12 protein-coding genes are annotated in these 15,687 nt (G+C 42.7%); 1 reads left to right on the top strand and 11 read right to left on the bottom strand.

Annotation, left to right across the window (positions count from 1 at the left end; translation table 11 throughout):
- Positions 1–630: 630 nt before the first annotated feature.
- The 8 genes from RAM70_RS05385 to RAM70_RS05420 form a co-directional block, all read right to left on the bottom strand.
- Positions 631–2,148 carry an FkbM family methyltransferase gene (locus RAM70_RS05385; protein WP_288000400.1) on the bottom strand — a complete coding sequence of 506 codons (1,518 nt, stop codon included), beginning with the start codon at positions 2,146–2,148 and terminating at the stop codon, positions 631–633.
- Positions 2,141–2,896, bottom strand: a complete 756-nt coding sequence (locus tag RAM70_RS05390) for a DUF2232 domain-containing protein (RefSeq protein ID WP_190381595.1) — start codon at positions 2,894–2,896, stop codon at positions 2,141–2,143. Before RAM70_RS05390 ends, RAM70_RS05385 begins: the two co-directional genes overlap by 8 nt.
- A 199-nt stretch (positions 2,897–3,095) precedes the next feature.
- Positions 3,096–3,788, bottom strand: coding sequence for a Uma2 family endonuclease (locus RAM70_RS05395; protein ID WP_045361816.1), 693 nt, complete (start codon positions 3,786–3,788; stop codon positions 3,096–3,098).
- 82 nt (positions 3,789–3,870) lie between these two features.
- Positions 3,871–5,166, bottom strand: coding sequence for a CO2 hydration protein (locus RAM70_RS05400; protein ID WP_190381593.1), 1,296 nt, complete (start codon positions 5,164–5,166; stop codon positions 3,871–3,873).
- Between the two features lie 57 nt (positions 5,167–5,223).
- Positions 5,224–6,774 carry an NADH-quinone oxidoreductase subunit M gene (locus tag RAM70_RS05405; protein ID WP_288000398.1) on the bottom strand — a complete coding sequence of 517 codons (1,551 nt, stop codon included), beginning with the start codon at positions 6,772–6,774 and terminating at the stop codon, positions 5,224–5,226.
- A 78-nt stretch (positions 6,775–6,852) separates the two neighbouring features.
- Positions 6,853–7,578, bottom strand: coding sequence for a carbonic anhydrase (locus RAM70_RS05410; RefSeq protein ID WP_288000397.1), 726 nt, complete (start codon positions 7,576–7,578; stop codon positions 6,853–6,855).
- 80 nt (positions 7,579–7,658) lie between these two features.
- Complete coding sequence (locus tag RAM70_RS05415; RefSeq protein ID WP_312672655.1) at positions 7,659–9,512, bottom strand: NAD(P)H-quinone oxidoreductase subunit F; 1,854 nt, start codon at positions 9,510–9,512, stop codon at positions 7,659–7,661.
- Positions 9,513–9,558: 46 nt separating this feature from the next.
- Positions 9,559–10,503, bottom strand: coding sequence for a LysR family transcriptional regulator (locus tag RAM70_RS05420; RefSeq protein ID WP_288000395.1), 945 nt, complete (start codon positions 10,501–10,503; stop codon positions 9,559–9,561).
- A gap of 391 nt (positions 10,504–10,894) precedes the next feature.
- Between RAM70_RS05420 and RAM70_RS05425 the strand changes: the two genes are divergently transcribed.
- A complete protein-coding gene (locus RAM70_RS05425) occupies positions 10,895–11,626 on the top strand; it encodes a Uma2 family endonuclease (RefSeq protein WP_045361831.1) in 732 nt (243 codons plus the stop codon).
- A gap of 144 nt (positions 11,627–11,770) precedes the next feature.
- On the opposite strand, the gene grrM is transcribed toward RAM70_RS05425, so the two are convergent.
- The 3 genes from grrM to RAM70_RS05440 all read right to left on the bottom strand — a co-directional run bounded on the left by grrM (position 11,771) and on the right by RAM70_RS05440 (position 15,683).
- Positions 11,771–12,931, bottom strand: a complete 1,161-nt coding sequence (gene grrM / locus RAM70_RS05430; protein ID WP_312672656.1) for a cyclophane-forming radical SAM/SPASM peptide maturase GrrM/OscB — start codon at positions 12,929–12,931, stop codon at positions 11,771–11,773.
- Positions 12,932–13,010: 79 nt separating this feature from the next.
- The gene (gene mltA, locus RAM70_RS05435; RefSeq protein ID WP_312672657.1) at positions 13,011–14,132 is read right to left on the bottom strand and encodes a murein transglycosylase A; all 1,122 of its coding nucleotides are present in this window, start codon (positions 14,130–14,132) and stop codon (positions 13,011–13,013) included.
- Positions 14,133–14,351: 219 nt separating this feature from the next.
- Entirely contained in the window at positions 14,352–15,683 is a 1,332-nt protein-coding gene (locus RAM70_RS05440; RefSeq protein ID WP_312672658.1) for a hemolysin family protein, read from the bottom strand.
- Positions 15,684–15,687: the final 4 nt, after the last annotated feature.

Genomic DNA, 15,687 nt, shown 5'->3' on the forward strand with positions numbered 1-15,687 from the left:
CTGGTCTTGTTAAGAAAGTTCTAAGAAGATGAGTCCGCATCGTTAAAGCCTCATCTTGATGTTCATCTGCCCCCCAGACGTGGGAACTGAGTCTTGGTTTCAGTTGTTAAGTCTGTTTGGCAAGTGCCGGCTTGACCCACAATTAGGTAAGCACAGCCAGGAGACGAGATTTTCAATTAATCCCTGAGTCTTGCTCGATAACAGCATTTTTTATCCGTTTCCGCCGGTTCTGTCTATCAGAATCTAGGAAAAAAGGAGTTTTTGAGTTACTCCCCTCGGCAACAGGTTTCTGTGGAAGGGAAAATAGCGCACTTTTCGATTTTCCAAAAACCACGATTCTTTTAAGAAATGCTTTAATCGAGTCTTATAGACGACTATAACTCACTCGGTCACTCTCTGACAAGATGATAAGTAGTCGTGCAAAATTAATTTCCTAGTCGAGACTCCGAGACAGGAGACTCCGAGACAGGAGACAGGAGCAATGATAGGCAATAAAACAGCTATAAAAAGCTATATAGCCGACTTTTCAGGCTAAAATTCCCTTTTTATCTCCTTTTGGCTTTCTCAAGAATTAATCAACCCGCCGGTCTAGTTAGGATTATTCATGAGATGACCGCATTGACGGTTTCCTTAATCCCTTAATTCCCGTTCAGGCAAGGCGATAACGTTCAAAATTCCCTGTAAATCGGCTTCTGACTCGATTTCTAGCAATTCTTGCAGGTAGGGACGATAACGGTATAGTCGATAACCTTTCCCCTCTAACCATCGGGCCACAGCTAAATTACTGCCTTGATTACCGGCAATATTTTCGTAGAGAATAATCGGGGCAAAACGCTCAATTAAAAGTTGACTACCTTCTAAAACCAGTACTTCGTGGCCTTCCGCATCAATTTTGAGTAAATCCACCCTTTCTAACTGATAGGTATCAATTAAACTATCGAGGGTAAAACAGGGAACTGCTTCGTAATTGTCTGACTTTAATTGGGCTGCATCGGTAACGACTTCATTTAATTCACTAGCTTGATTAAGGGATAAATAAACATTTCCCCCTTGATTACTGGCCGCTCCTCCACAGGGATAAACCCAAGAAAATTGATTAACCCGACAGGTTTCTTCTAGCAACTGGATACATTGGGAAAAAGGTTCGATAGCGATAACTTTTCCCGTCTTACCGACTCGATGAGCGGCACTGAAAGTATAAACTCCAGCATTTGCCCCCACATCAATAACCGTCATTCCTTCCCTAATACTATGGCGCCAAAATTCCATTTCTGCTTCAAACCAATCCCCTTGGGCGAGTAAAACTCCCGTGACAAAACTGCGAAAACTTGCTTCTACAGCTAGGGTAATATCCCGATCAAAATCGAGATAGGTAAAGGGCTGATTTATATCTAAATTTGTCCAACTTTTCCCCGTTACTTTCGCTGTTTCTAACCAAAAATTAGCTAATTGTTGTTGTCCTAATCCCCGATAGGCTAAATAAAGAGCTTGCAAATTGTCGGCATCTTCCGGATCGAGATTAACGGCGCGATGGAGATGAAATAAACCTTCTAGCTGTTGATTAATTAATTTGGCGATACCTAATTGACGATTGAGATGACAGGAATTGGGGTTAACATGATTAGCTAATTCCAAAAATCTTACCCCATTTTGATTATAAAAAGCTAGGGATGAACGATATAATATTTCTGTAGATAAGAACAAGGTCTGCTCGCTATAATTAGCGGTCTCCAATAAATCCCTTAATAACTCCCGTTGGTTATGGGCAGGAAAATAATAAATTAACCCCGGGGGATAATTAGCATTCACCGATGATAGCACTTGGACTAAAGCATTAAAAGCATTTTGTGCCGCTAAATCTCGATCGCCTACTAGATAATAAACTAGAGCTAAATGGGCAGTAGCAAGGGGATAAACCGCCATTTCTAGGACTCTTTGCAGAGATTGAAAAGCCATCTCCACATACATCGATCGCATTGGGGAATTTTCCGCTTCAATTAAAGCCATCACCGCACAGTTATGAAAATCTAAAGCTGTTTCTGGTTCATCCCAATTAGTAGATAGATTTTCTGCGATTAAAAACTCTCCATCCATTGCCGGATTAATTGACTGGAGATACTGACGATAAAGCGCTAAATAATCACTCATAATCTAGTATGGCCTGCACCCATTTGGGCGGACGAGAAATCGGATTACCAAGGCGATCGAGAACTAATAACGCCACTAAATGCACGGCAAATAAGTATAATAAACTATTGACAAATATGCCCACAACTGCCACCGATTGCACTTGCAGCAGCGTCGGTTTAGCGAGAATCCCTAACCAGGTGAAAATCCAATCGATAAAATTAGTCGCTTGGGTAATCACATATAACCAGAGATTTTCGCCTAAAAGAATTGAAAACAGCCAAAAACGAAAGAATAAACCAAAAGCCCCTAACAGTCCCCCAGTCAAGATAGAAAATTCCCAGCGCGCACCCCGGCGCCAGCATAGCCCCAATTGTAACCCCATCAAGCCGTGGGGAATCAAAAAGACGATACTGCGAGTCGGTCCCATTAACACCGACAAAAGTAAACTAGAAACTAATGCTGTCATGGAAGCACAACGAGCGCCCCAACGTAAATAGGCTAAAGCGATAGGAATCGGGAAGAAAACCCTTAATAACGGTCCGAGGGGAAAATAATAGTCAATTAACCAGATTAAACTGGTAGCACTGGCCAAAAAAGCCGTCTCCACCGTGATCAGGGTAGCGATAGACTTGAGAGGAGATGGTTGGATAGGTTTGGCAGTGGGTTTATCTAGGGGTTTCCCTTCTTCCCCGAGATCTACCCAATTGGTTTCATCTATTGTCTCTTCTGAGGATTGAGCGGGAGAATTAGCGTTAGAATCATTCATTCTATCAGTTATCCGGTGGTCGGGACGGGTTGGCCAGCTATTCTTAGCTTAGACTTGTGACTCCCAGTCAGGCAAGAGGCAAAAGGGGGAATAAATAATCAGTCTTTAATAACTGGATTTAGTATGAGGTGTTAGGGGTGGGGGAATTTACGGAAAATTTCCCTGTTTTCACTGAAAAAAAACGGCTCTAAATACCTTCTCAATCGGCTCCTAACTCGCGTAAACGAGATTTTAGTTGTTCTATTTGTTGTAAAGCTAAAACCTTCTCTTGACGTTCCTGTTTAGCCACTTCTGCGGGGGTAGGAATTAATTCCCCCTCCCTATTGAAATAGCGTAATTGTTGTTGATAAATACCTAGAAATAAGCCTAAGCGATCGCTCCATAACCAACCCCGGTCCGTCGGTTCAATTGCTTGATATTGCCCTTCCATTAGCCGAAATCCTGGTAATTCTAAGGTTTCAGGATCGAACCAAAAATAATCGGGAGTGCGAAAAATATCTTGATAAATTTGTTTTTTCTGGCCGCGATCTACCTTGGCGGTACTAGGAGATAGAATTTCCACGATAACATCGGGATATTTGCCCCCTTCTCCCCAAACTACCCAACTTTTTCGATCTAAGCGTCTTTCTGTTCCCAAAACGACAAAAAAATCTGGCCCGCGAAAATCCTCAGATTTTTTCTGATTAGGACTATAATAAATGCTCAAATTAGCGGCGGCAAAATAATCATTGCGATCTTGCCATAACCATTCTAAACATTGAAGTAAAATCAGAATTTGTTGTAAATGAGCGTAGCTTGCCAAGGGGGGTTCCTCACTCCAGATATCCCTGGGGGGAAATTTTACCTCATCCGCACAAAACCCGTTATTGTCGATGATGGGAAAAGTGGTCATCTTTTTTGAGGTTGGGTGTCGGTCATCTCATTATATCAAAAAAGGTGGGCTATAAACCCACCAGAAAAATAATCAAAAAACCTTAACGATAATTAGGACTTTGGATATCTCTAAGACGCGCTTCGGGGCGTTTAAATCTGTCCATTTGTGCCTCAAAGAATTGACGATTTTTAAGTAAATGTTTGGGATTAGGATCGTCGAGGGGATAGAGTAAAGCAGTGCGTAGAGCTTGAATAACTGCCGAAGTCACATTATACATCGATCGCTGGAAACTAATACCCAATTGAATCAAAATATCGTCTTCCCCCCGGCAGTGTTGCTGATAGTAATCGATCAGATATTGGGGTAAAAAATGATACATATCATCCATTAACAAAGTGGGAGGAATTCCCGCAGTACCCACGGGGAAAACATCCGCGTAAAGAATGCCATAGTGAAAGTCTTTTTGTTCGTAGGGAACCTGTTTGGCTTGGGCATTATAGGACTTTGTACCCCGGAAGGGAGCAGTACGATAAAAGACCGCTTCTACATAGGGTAAAGCCGCTTCATAAAGCCAAGTAAAAGCCTTTGATTTGGGGATAATTTCGTAGCATTGACCATCAATATAAACGTGATGGTAAATTGGACGGCCGGCGATGGCAAAAATACCATTAACGAGGAAATTCATGGCATCAGGAACACCTTTAAAGCCGCCTTCATCGTAGATATCGGACATCTCGAAAAATACCGGGGCCATCACTTCCCAGAATAGTCCTAAATTAGAGTAGTAGGACATCATCCGCACCTGTTCCAAGAACATATCGGGGAACAGGTCATAAAGTTTCATCATCACGGGGTTTTTCTTGAAATAGGCCTTAATAGCGCGGTCGGCATTTTGGCGATATTCTTCTGAATCAAGATAGGCATCAAATAAACCCCAACCCATATCGCGGCCATGCCACAACATGGCTTGCATACAAGCTTCGGCAAATTCCATATTAACGCGGTCATGCCAGAGGTGATGGATTAATCTGGGCATTTTTCTGGTTTTACCTTTATCCATGAATTCTAACAATTCAGGGTGAGCGGAACCCGTACCGCGCCAGATGCGTAAATCGGCATTATCGCCAGCGTAATGATTTTGTAGGTCTAGGTATTCTTGGGGCAGAAAATATTTAAAAAAGGGCAAAGGATCGAGGAAAACTCGTTCGGCAATATAGAGCAGATCTCGCCAATAAAAATCCATCGGCACGGCATAAGCTTTATAAATGCCGATAATTTGCATCAGGTTTTCGGGAGTATCCGGCAACATGGAGCCACCGGCTTCTAAACGGTGGATAATGTTGGCAAATTCGTGAGTAGAAGGGGGAATTTTGGCTTTGATTAATGTCCCAGTCATAGTTTTAGGTAAAGTAATTAGCAGCGGTTACAATAATTCGGAAACAGCAAGGGATAACTAACTATTACTCAAATATTTACCCCGATTCAACCAGTTGGTTTTTGAGGACTTTTGCGAAGATTTTTTGAAGACAAAACTAGGTTTTGCTTCCCCCGATAAGCTGGCAACCATCGAGTTAGTGGTGGGTTCAATCCAACGGACTAAATAATTGGGTTGAATACCTAAAAAGACGATTAATACCATTAGGACAAAAGCGGGGATAGTTTCCGATTTCAAGACTTTGGGATAGTAGGCAAGTTTATTATCCAATTTACCAAAACAGGTGCGATTAAGCAGGATAACAAAGTAAACCGCCGTTAAACCGGAAGCGATGATACAGAGAACCGTCTGCACGGGAAAACGGGAAAAACTACCCTGAAAAACGATAAATTCCGCCACAAATCCCACTAATCCGGGGATCCCAGCACTGGCCATACCGGCGAGAATTAATAGGGCGCTAACCAGGGGTAAACCGCGAATTGGGTTCATTAAACCGTTTAAAACGTCTAAATCTCTAGTTCCGGCTTTGCGTTCGACGATGCCCACCAGATAGAATAAGAGGGCGAGAATGAGACCGTGGCTAATCATCTGCGCGACGGCACCAAGGACGCTTAAACCCGTGCCGGCCGCGGCTGCTACCAGTATATAGCCCATGTGACCGATCGAACTGTAGGCCACCATGCGTTTAATGTCTTTTTGGGCAATAGCGCTCAAGGCCCCGTAAATAACGCTAATAACGCCGATAATTGCCAGTCCGGGGGCGATTAAAGACCAAGTTTCTGGGAATAATTGCAGACCAAAGCGAACTAAGCCATAAGTACCGAGTTTAGCGAGGATACCACCTAATAAAATTGCTGTAGCGGGGGAAGCTTCCGTATAGGCATCCGGTAGCCAAGTATGGAGAGGTACGAGGGGAATTTTGATGCCAAATCCCACTAACAGCAGAGTTAAGAGCAGTAACTGGGTTTTTTGGGAGAAATCGGCGGTGGAGAGGGAGGAATAGTCAAAAGTACCACCGTTGAGGAAACCTATGCCTAAAAATGCCGCTAGGACTAATAACCCGGAGACAGCAGTGTAGAGAAGAAATTTAATCGAAGCATAGCCGCGTTTTTCGCCTCCCCAGATAGCAATCATCAGATAAAAGGGGATTAATTCTAGTTCATAGAAAACGATGAACAGCAGCAGGTTTTTAGCCATTAATGCCCCAGAAACCCCGGCGTTAATCAGGAGGATTAGGATGTAATAAAGTCGGGGACGCTCTATTTTTTCTTCGCTACTATAGATAGCTATTCCTGTCAAGAAACAGTTTAAAATAATTAACGGTAAGGACAAACCATCGACTCCGAGGTTATAACTTAAACCGATTGGTTTTGCCCATTCGCGGTATTCAGAAAATTGAAAGCCATTACTGGTTAAGTTATATTGGGTCAGCAGATATAAAGACCACAAGAAGACGGCAGCAACAAAAAAGAGGGTAATTTGACGTAATTTTGCTGGGGCGAATTTATCGGGGAAAAGACCGACGATAATTGCTCCAATTATTGGCAACCAAAGCAGGGTACTGAGCATATTGGTATCGATCGAATTTATAATGACTGGGATGAGAAAAGGATTAGCCAAACGACACGATGGCTAATCTAGAATTGACTAAATTAAACTCACTTTGCCGGTATCGAGATCGTAGTAGGCTCCAACAATTTTTAATTGTTTTTTATCTACTAAATCACCCATGACCGGGGACTTGCCCAATTTCTCTACTTGATAGACAACATTGGATTTAATTGCTCGCTCAAGTTTGTCGGAACCGGGTTGTTTTTCAGACCGATCAACTCCCACCTGTAGGCCATCGATTAAACGACCGATTTGTCCGGGAAAACGACCGCCTTCAATGGTGGCTTTTACCGCTCCACAACGAGAATGGCCGAGGACAACAATTACCTTAGCTCCTAACACCAACGTGCCGAATTCGAGGCTACCAATTTCTTCGGAAGTGGCTAAATTTCCCGCTACCCGACAAACAAATAGATCTCCTAATCCTTGATCAAAAACAATTTCTGCCGGCACGCGAGAATCGGCACAGCCCAAAATTGCCGCAAAAGGGGCTTGACTTTCGGCCACTTCTGTGAGTCGAGCTTGATCGCGGTTAGGACTTTTTTTTCTTCGTTCCCAGAAACGTTGATTGCCTTCCATGAGCATAGTTAAGGCCTGGTCTGGGTTCAATCCTTGATTTTGAGCCGTTAGCCATGGCTGGGAATTAACGGCGGTTTGGGCGTTAGTTTTGGACAACTGAGAACCCAAAACAGTGGCGGCTAGACTGGTTCCCAAAAAACCACCCCCATAACGGATTAATTGGCGACGAGAGGTATTGAACATAGGTAATTGTTTCCATTAATCAGGACAAATCCTATTGTCAGGGCCGGGGATGCTAAAGAAAAGCCTAAGTTATCAAATCTTTAACTGAAAACTAGAGAAATTTGTGCTAGTAGGGGCCAGCAGATGATAATACCAATCAAAGCCACCCCCAAAATAATCGACAGAAAGTAAAATTGGGTCTGGCCCGAGACGTTATATTTCAAACTCTGACCACCAAAAACCGTGGCTAATCCCACCAGATTAACGATGCCATCCACCAGAAAGGTATCGATCCAGTTAATAATTTGCGAGATTAATCCGACGACAAAAACGATGGTGACTTTATACAATTTGGCTGTATAAAGGTCGTTGGCAAAGAAATCTTGAAGGGCTTTCGGTTGAAAAACGATCGGTTTGGAGATATTTTCATTCAGATAAATATAGGCTGCCGGAATTACGCCCGCAGCAGTGGAAAGTACCAAGAGAAAAGCCACTCCCAGATTTAAGTTACTTGGTAATAAATGCCATTGCGCCAATAAAATCGGCAGATGAAGGGCGAAACCCATGGTCACAGTCATGGGGATAACTAAGGGCCAAAGAGCTTCCGGAGAGCGCAGGGTCATCGGTTTGATTTTACCGCCAAAGAAAACGCAAAATTCTCTAGTGACACTAAAGGCAGTTAAAGCATTGACCAACAATAGCACTAATAACAGTAAACCACTGATTTCCGAGAGGCGATCGCCCATGCGCGCTAATGCCCAAAAACCACCAAAGGGAGGCAGTGCAACTAAACTAGCGGCACCGACGAGATAACAAATACCGGAAACGGGACGACGGGACCATAAACCGCCGTATTGGCTTAAATCTTGGCTGATATTATTCCAAATGATGTTACCCACCACCATGACTAACAGGGACATAGCGATCGCGTAGGTAAAGAGTAACACTAAAGCGGTTTCCGTTTGTCCGGTGGCCACAGCGATAAAAATCAGTCCCATGTAGGCACTGACGGAATAGGAAAGGGAACGCTTAACATCGATCTGGGCGATCGCAATTAAACCAGCACCGATAGCAGTAACAGAGCCAACAACGATCATTACTTGCAAGGTTAAGGGCGATAATTGTAGCACCGGCTCTAATTTGACCAATAACCAAGCGCCAGTGGAAACGACGACGGTATTCCGCAGAATTGTCGCTGGCATCGGTCCTTCCATGGCCTCATCTAGCCATAAATGCAGGGGAAATTGAGCGCATTTGCCCATCGGACCGGCAATCAGGGCTAAACAGAGTAAATTAGCCACATTGGGGTTTAAATTGGCTGTAGCCGCCCATTCTGCCAATTGGTCAAAGTTCCAGGTTCCCGCCAGGGGTAAAAGGGCCACCACTCCCATCAACAGGATTAAATCGCCAATCCGTTTGGTTAGAAAAGCATCCCGCGCCCCCGTTACCACCAGAGATTGATTGAACCAGAAACCAATTAGCAGATAAGTGCCGAGGGTGAGAACTTCTAGCACACAATAGCTGAAAAATAGCGAATTACAGATAACGAGGGCGCACATACCCCCTTCAAAGAGGGCGACGAGAGAATAAAACCTTGCCCAACCCCAATCCATTTCTAGATAGGCGATCGCATATACCTGAGCGGCGAGGTTTAAGCCGGTAATTAGCAGTAACGCCCCGATATTAACGGCCGAAATCTGCACATCTAAAGATATGCTTAAATCTGCGGCATTTAGCCAATTAAATGCTATAGATTGCGGCGGACGACCCCAAACGGCGAGCAAAGCAAAAAGGCTATGCAAAAAAGCCCAGCAGGTCATGATCAAATTCAGATAACCGGCCGGTCGCGGGCCGGTTTGCCGGATAATACCGGGAGACCAGGGTAGGGCGAGAAGTGCGCCCGCAAAGGCGTAAAGAGGTACCAACCAGATGGTCTGGCTGAAGGACTCGAACATATAACCACCTCAAGAAGAAAAATGATCCTGAATTAAAGTTTAAGGTTTAATGGCTCATTAATAAGCTGTGACCATTTTTTAACGGGGCATGAATGGGGATGGTTTGACTAGCTTCCAGCAGGTATTTTAAAAAAGCATCGGCAATCACGGAAAGTTGTTTTCCGGCCAGGTAACAAACGTACCAATCGCGCTGAATCGGAAAATGTTCCAAGTCGAGGATGGCTAATTCGCCGTTTTCCCCTTCCGAGATGAGAGTGTGCTTAGATAGTACCGATAGCCCTAAACCGCCGGAAATAGCCTGTTTAATCGCTTCGTTACTGCCTAATTCCAAGCGCACCTTAACTTTAATATCGTGGAGATTAAATAATTTTTGTACCGCTTGGCGGGTTCCAGATCCCGATTCGCGCATAATAAAAGGTTGCTGGTTGAGGCACTCAAGGGGGAGATTTTTCTGGCCTACCAAAGGATGATCTCGTCGCGCCACCACCACTAGGGGATTTTCCAGAAAAGACTGAGAACAAAGTTCCACTTCTTCCGGGGGTTGACTGAGAATATAGAGGTCATCCTCGTTATTTAACATTCGCTCTTGCAGTTTCTGATGATTAGTCACTTGCAGGGCAATGTCAATACCGGGATACTGTTGACAGAATGCCCCCAGTAATCGCGGCACAAAGTATTTAGCGGTAGTAATTACGCCTAAAGTCAGCTTTCCCTGTCTAGTTCCCTTAATATCGGCCACTTTCATTTGAAAGTTGTCCAATTTATTAAAAATCTCTTGACAGGTGAACAGTAATTCCTGACCCGCTTCGGTTAAAAATAAACGTTTGCCAATTTGCTCGAATAGCGGTAAACCCACGGCTTTTGTGAGTTGTTTGACTTGGGTTGAGACGGTAGGTTGAGTGATAAATAACTCCTCGGCCGCCTTGGTAAAGCTACTGTGTCGAGCGGTAGCCTCAAAAACCCTTAACTGGTGCAGGGTTGCCTGTATCAAGTTCCTATGCCCTCCTCAATAACAACTATTTGTCACCATCAATCCTAACCCTTTTATAGATTCTAGTCAATTAACTTTTTGATAAATATAGACTCTGATAGATATAACCGCAGCTTAAGACCTTTTGTCAACCATCAGCTTTTTTCTCTCTCCTCCCCCCTCCCCTTCTCCCCACTCCCCCCCTCTCCCTAGGGTTGATTCAAGGTAGGGTTGATTCAAGGTAGGGTTGATTCAAGGTAGGGTTGATTCAAGGTAGGGTTGATTCAAGGTAGGGTTGATTCATGAATCAACCCTACCCTTGATAAGGGGGGTGTCTGATAATTTTTAACGCCTACCTACTTAATTATCTTGCTACAATCAGAAAACAACCATCTATTAAAATTAAAAGACAATGGTTAGTTATCTTGATATTGACGACGATCTTCTTTTCCCGGATAGCGATGGTCAACCGATGGCAGATAATACCGAACAATATGAGTGGATTGTCAAAATTAAGGAGAATTTAGAGATTATCTTTGCCGATGACCCTAAGGTGTTTATTGCCGGAGATTTACTCTGGTATCCTCTGCGTTCTACTTTGGTTTCACCGGTTGCTCCCGATGTGATGGTAGCTTTTGGCCGTCCCAAAGGACGAAGGGGTTCCTATCGTCAATGGCAGGAAGAAAATATCGCTCCTCAAGTGGTTTTTGAAATTCTATCACCGAAGAATACAAAAGCAGAAATGAGTCGAAAATTAGAGTTTTATGACACATATAATGTAGAAGAATACTATTTATATAACCCGATGCGCTGTCGTTTACAAGGTTGGCAAAGACAGGGAGAAAATTTAAGAGAAATTATCCCCATCAATGACTGGATAAGTCCCCGTTTAGGTATGCGTTTTATCTGGGATAAATCTAGTTTAGAATTGTATCGTCCCGATGGAGAGAAATTTTTAACAACTGTTGAGTTAGAGTCTCAAATGCGTCAAGAAAAGAAACGTGCCGATCAAGAAAAGAAACGTGCTGATAAAGAACAGAAACGCGCTGATAAAGAACAGAAACGCGCTGATAAAGAAAAACAACGTGCAGACCGACTAGCGGAACGCTTACAGGCGTTAGGATTAAGTTTAGAAGAAGAATAATACCATTTTTCTTTATTCGTAGCAGGCATGACCATCTCTGTCGTTACTTTTGAAAAATAGCATTAGAGCAGGTTTTTTTCCTAGGTTATTAGTAAACAGTTATTAAGTTCACTTATTACCGATAACTGATAGCTAAAAAGATCCCTAAACTTCTAATAAATTTTCTAGGCGATCGAGAACGATATCGGTGATACACTTAATCCGGTATAAACAGGCTTTAGTATCTGTGGAGTTGAAAGTGCCATTTTCCCAATATTTGTTACTACCGGCACCACCCCCACAAACCCCAAAATAATCGCAGTTTTGCCGACATAAATCGACTCCACCGCGCATATCAGCGTAAATTTGTTTAAATTTCTCGGTTTCACAGATAGATTCCAGAGAATCGGTCAAAACATTACCAAAGATAAAATCGCCGTAGGGTTGGGTTTTAATCGATAGTAATTCCGGATCAAAGGTGGAAAAATTACCTTGATTATCAAAATTGACAATCATAAAAGGTCGATTCATATCGGTATTTTCTAAGCGTTCATCCGTATAAATCAAACTACAGATCGATTCAAATTCTCGCAGCTTAAATTCTCCTTGTTTGGCCGTGACTAACTCCCAAAATCTGGCAATAAACTGGCGATAACGTTGTTCAATGCCTAATTTATATAAGGAAGATTGTGAATTAATTCCCTCGGTTTCTTCCATATTAAAAGCCACATCGGTAAGACCATGATCCCAAAAAAAGTTAAAAATTTCGTCGGGATAGTCGAGGGAATCTTCTGTTAAAACAGCGATAACACTCACATCAATTTCATGTTTTTGCAAGAAAGAAATCCCCCGCATCGTCGCAGCATGACTGCCAGTTCCCTTGCGGTTTTGCCGGTGGATATCGTGAATAAAAGCCGGTCCATCAATACTGACTCCCACATAAACATCATGCTTTTTAAATAATTGACACCAAGCATCGTTAATATAAGTGGCGTTAGTTTGTACCGAATGACGAAAACAGTAACCCTGCTGATTATATTTCTCGCTAACCTCCGCAATTTTAGCAAAGGCACTTTCATAAAAACTGATGGGAACTGCCAAGGGTTCGCCGGCGTGCCAGCAAATGGTAAAATTATCTTGGAGAAAACGACTACTAAAAACCCTCTGAAAAATCGGCTCGATTAAATCTAAGGATAGGGTATTTTTTAAATGGCGATCGGGTAAATAACAGTAATCACAATTGAGATTACAAAAAGAGGTGGGTTGCACGACTACTAAAGTAATTGGACCACAATCCGACCAATCTATATTTATGGTTTTTTTCATGATTCTATTGTTTAAGTTCTCACTTAAGTTATGATAACTGATTCTGGGGAGTCTATCTTAATTTTACCTGTACTATTTCCTATTCCCTCAATAATAAATAATATAACTGACCGGGAGTATTAATTAAACCGGCTCGCTCGCCAGCATTTTTTCCTGTTCCCATAAAAATATCTACCCTCCCAGTACCTTTAATCGCGCTGCCAGTATCTTGATCGAGAACATAGCGACTAACTAATTTTTTATTAAGATTTTCCTGGGGAATTTCTGTCTCAATTACTGCTAAAGCACCGGGGGGAAAAATACTTTTATCTGTAGCGATCGATCTTTCTGGTAAAACCGGAACTCCAATACTACCAGTGGCCGGTGCGCCGTGGGTTTCTCGAAAGAAAATAAACCGATTATTGCGGGGAATATAATTTTTTAATTGATCGGGATTACTTCTGAGAAAATCTAAAACCATTGGTAAGGTTAAACCCTCGGCGGAAAAAATACCATCGGCAATCATTTCTTTTCCCAGACTTGTGTAGGGATGCTCGGTATTGCCATCAAAACCGATGCTCATAATTTGACCATTCGGTAAACGTAATTTTGCCGAACCTTGCACATGAACTAAATAAGCTTCTAAGCGATCTTTTAACCAGACTAATTCGTATCCCGCTAGACGGCTATTTTCCCCCAGTAAACCATCTTTTCCCTCTAATTCTACCCTAGCTGGATGGGGTTTAGACCAGCGAGAAAAGTTAGAAGGTCGGCGATAGAGAGGATATTTATACTCGGCGGTTTGTTGCCGACTTGCTTGATAAATTGGCTCAAAATAACCAGTAAATTTAACATTTCCCTGGCTATCATTACCCAAAGAACGATACCAAATAAATTCTTTTTTAACTGCATTTTGTAGAGCTGCGGGAGTGGGAGAATTCTGCACTAATTGACGAAAACGGACTAAGGAACGCTGCACTCGCTGACGAGTTATTTCAGGAATAGGATAATTTTGATAGGCGCGGATCGCTGCCGAGCTATTCAGATAACGTAAACTATGATCGATCGCTTGTAGGAGGGTTTTTTTGTCCGTTAGCAGTCGTTCATCGTATCCCGTAGATGTTCCTAATTGTGAGATTTCAAGGCGTTCTAGGGGCAAATTTGCGGGGGTGAGGGCAATTAATCCCAAGCTGAGGGGGATGAGTGTCAAAAGGTGTTTCATGGTGACAGGAGTGGGCAGCTATTGACTAGATTAAGTAGGTAGGCGTTAAAAATTATCAGACACCCCCCTTATCAAGGGTAGGGTTGATTCATGAATCAACCCTACCTTATCAAGGGAGGCAGGGGGGATCGAACCTAAAATCCATTTTTAATTTAATTATAACCAACTACTTAACAATCAAAAAGAATAAATGAGAAAAGTTGTTTCTTGTTTATATCCTTAGGATGGTTGTTGACGATAAATCTTAATTTGTTCCAAGCGAGGGCCGACCTTAGAAATGATGGTAAATTCTAAATTTTGGTAATATAATTGTTCTCCCACCTTCGGTATTTTTTGCCAATGATGGAGGACAAAACCAGCTAGGGTTTGGTATTCATCGGCCAAGGGTAAACTTAAATTTAATGCTTTGTTCACGTCCTCTAAATTCATTTGTGCTTGTACGAGAAAAGTCGATTCATCGAGGAGTTGATATTCCACTGTTCCTGATTGATCCCTAGGGGGAAAAGTTCCTAGAATCTCGCCGATTAAATCTTTCAGGGTTAATAAACCGGCTGTTCTGCCAAATTCATCGACAATGATAACCATCTTTAAGGATGATTCCCGCATCACTGTTAGTAATTCATTTAAAGGAGTGGTTTCAGGGAAAAAACGCGCAGGTTTTAACCAAGGTTTAATCGGGGTCGTTAAATTTAACTGACCTTCGGCAAGGGGTAAAGCTAAATCTTTAAAATCGATCAGACCACGGATATCATCACCGGAATCTCCTGCCACAGGATAACAAGAATAGCCGCTGTTAACTACTTGGAGCAGTAATTCCTCAAAAGTTGCGGTCGAGGGAATAGCTATTAAGCGGTTATGGGGAACCATGATTTCTGCGGCAGTGATTTCGCTAAACTGGAAAACATTATTTAAAATTTTCCTTTCCGCTGCTTCTAATCCCGTTAATTCCCCTTCCATGCTGATAATTAATTGTAATTCCTCGGAAGTTACCCGATTAGAACGCTGTAGATCCACTTCGGGGATACGGGTTAAAACCAATAAAAAACGAGTTGATTGGTTCAGAATACCGATAAAAGGCTTAAAAATCCTGGAAATAACCCCAATAGGTGCGGCTAATAATCGCGCCATCGGTTCGGCATAAATTAAAGCTAGGGATTTGGGATAAAGTTCCCCAAAAACTATCTGGAGATAGGCAACGATTAAAAAAGCTAGACAAAGAGAGAAACCATGGGAGAGAAGATTTTGCCAGTTTAAAGAAAAGGGTAAAAAACTTAGTAATTTCTTCACAAAAACGGTCATGGTACTCTCCCCGATCCAACCTAAAGCTAAACTAGAAAGGGTGATACCTAATTGGGTAGTGGAAAGTAAGCGATCGAGACTTCTTTGTAGAGATTGGACCGTCTGCGCTGGCACATCTCCCGCAGCCACTAGCTGACTGACGCGGGTACGACGGACAGACACAAGCGAAAATTCGGCCGCTACGAAAAAAGCATTGAGCGCGATTAGTAAAAAGACTAAAATTAAACGAGTCAATAAATCCTGATTATCCATAGCG

Source organism: Microcystis wesenbergii NRERC-220 (assembly GCF_032027425.1).
Classification (GTDB): Bacteria; Cyanobacteriota; Cyanobacteriia; order Cyanobacteriales; family Microcystaceae; genus Microcystis; species Microcystis wesenbergii_A.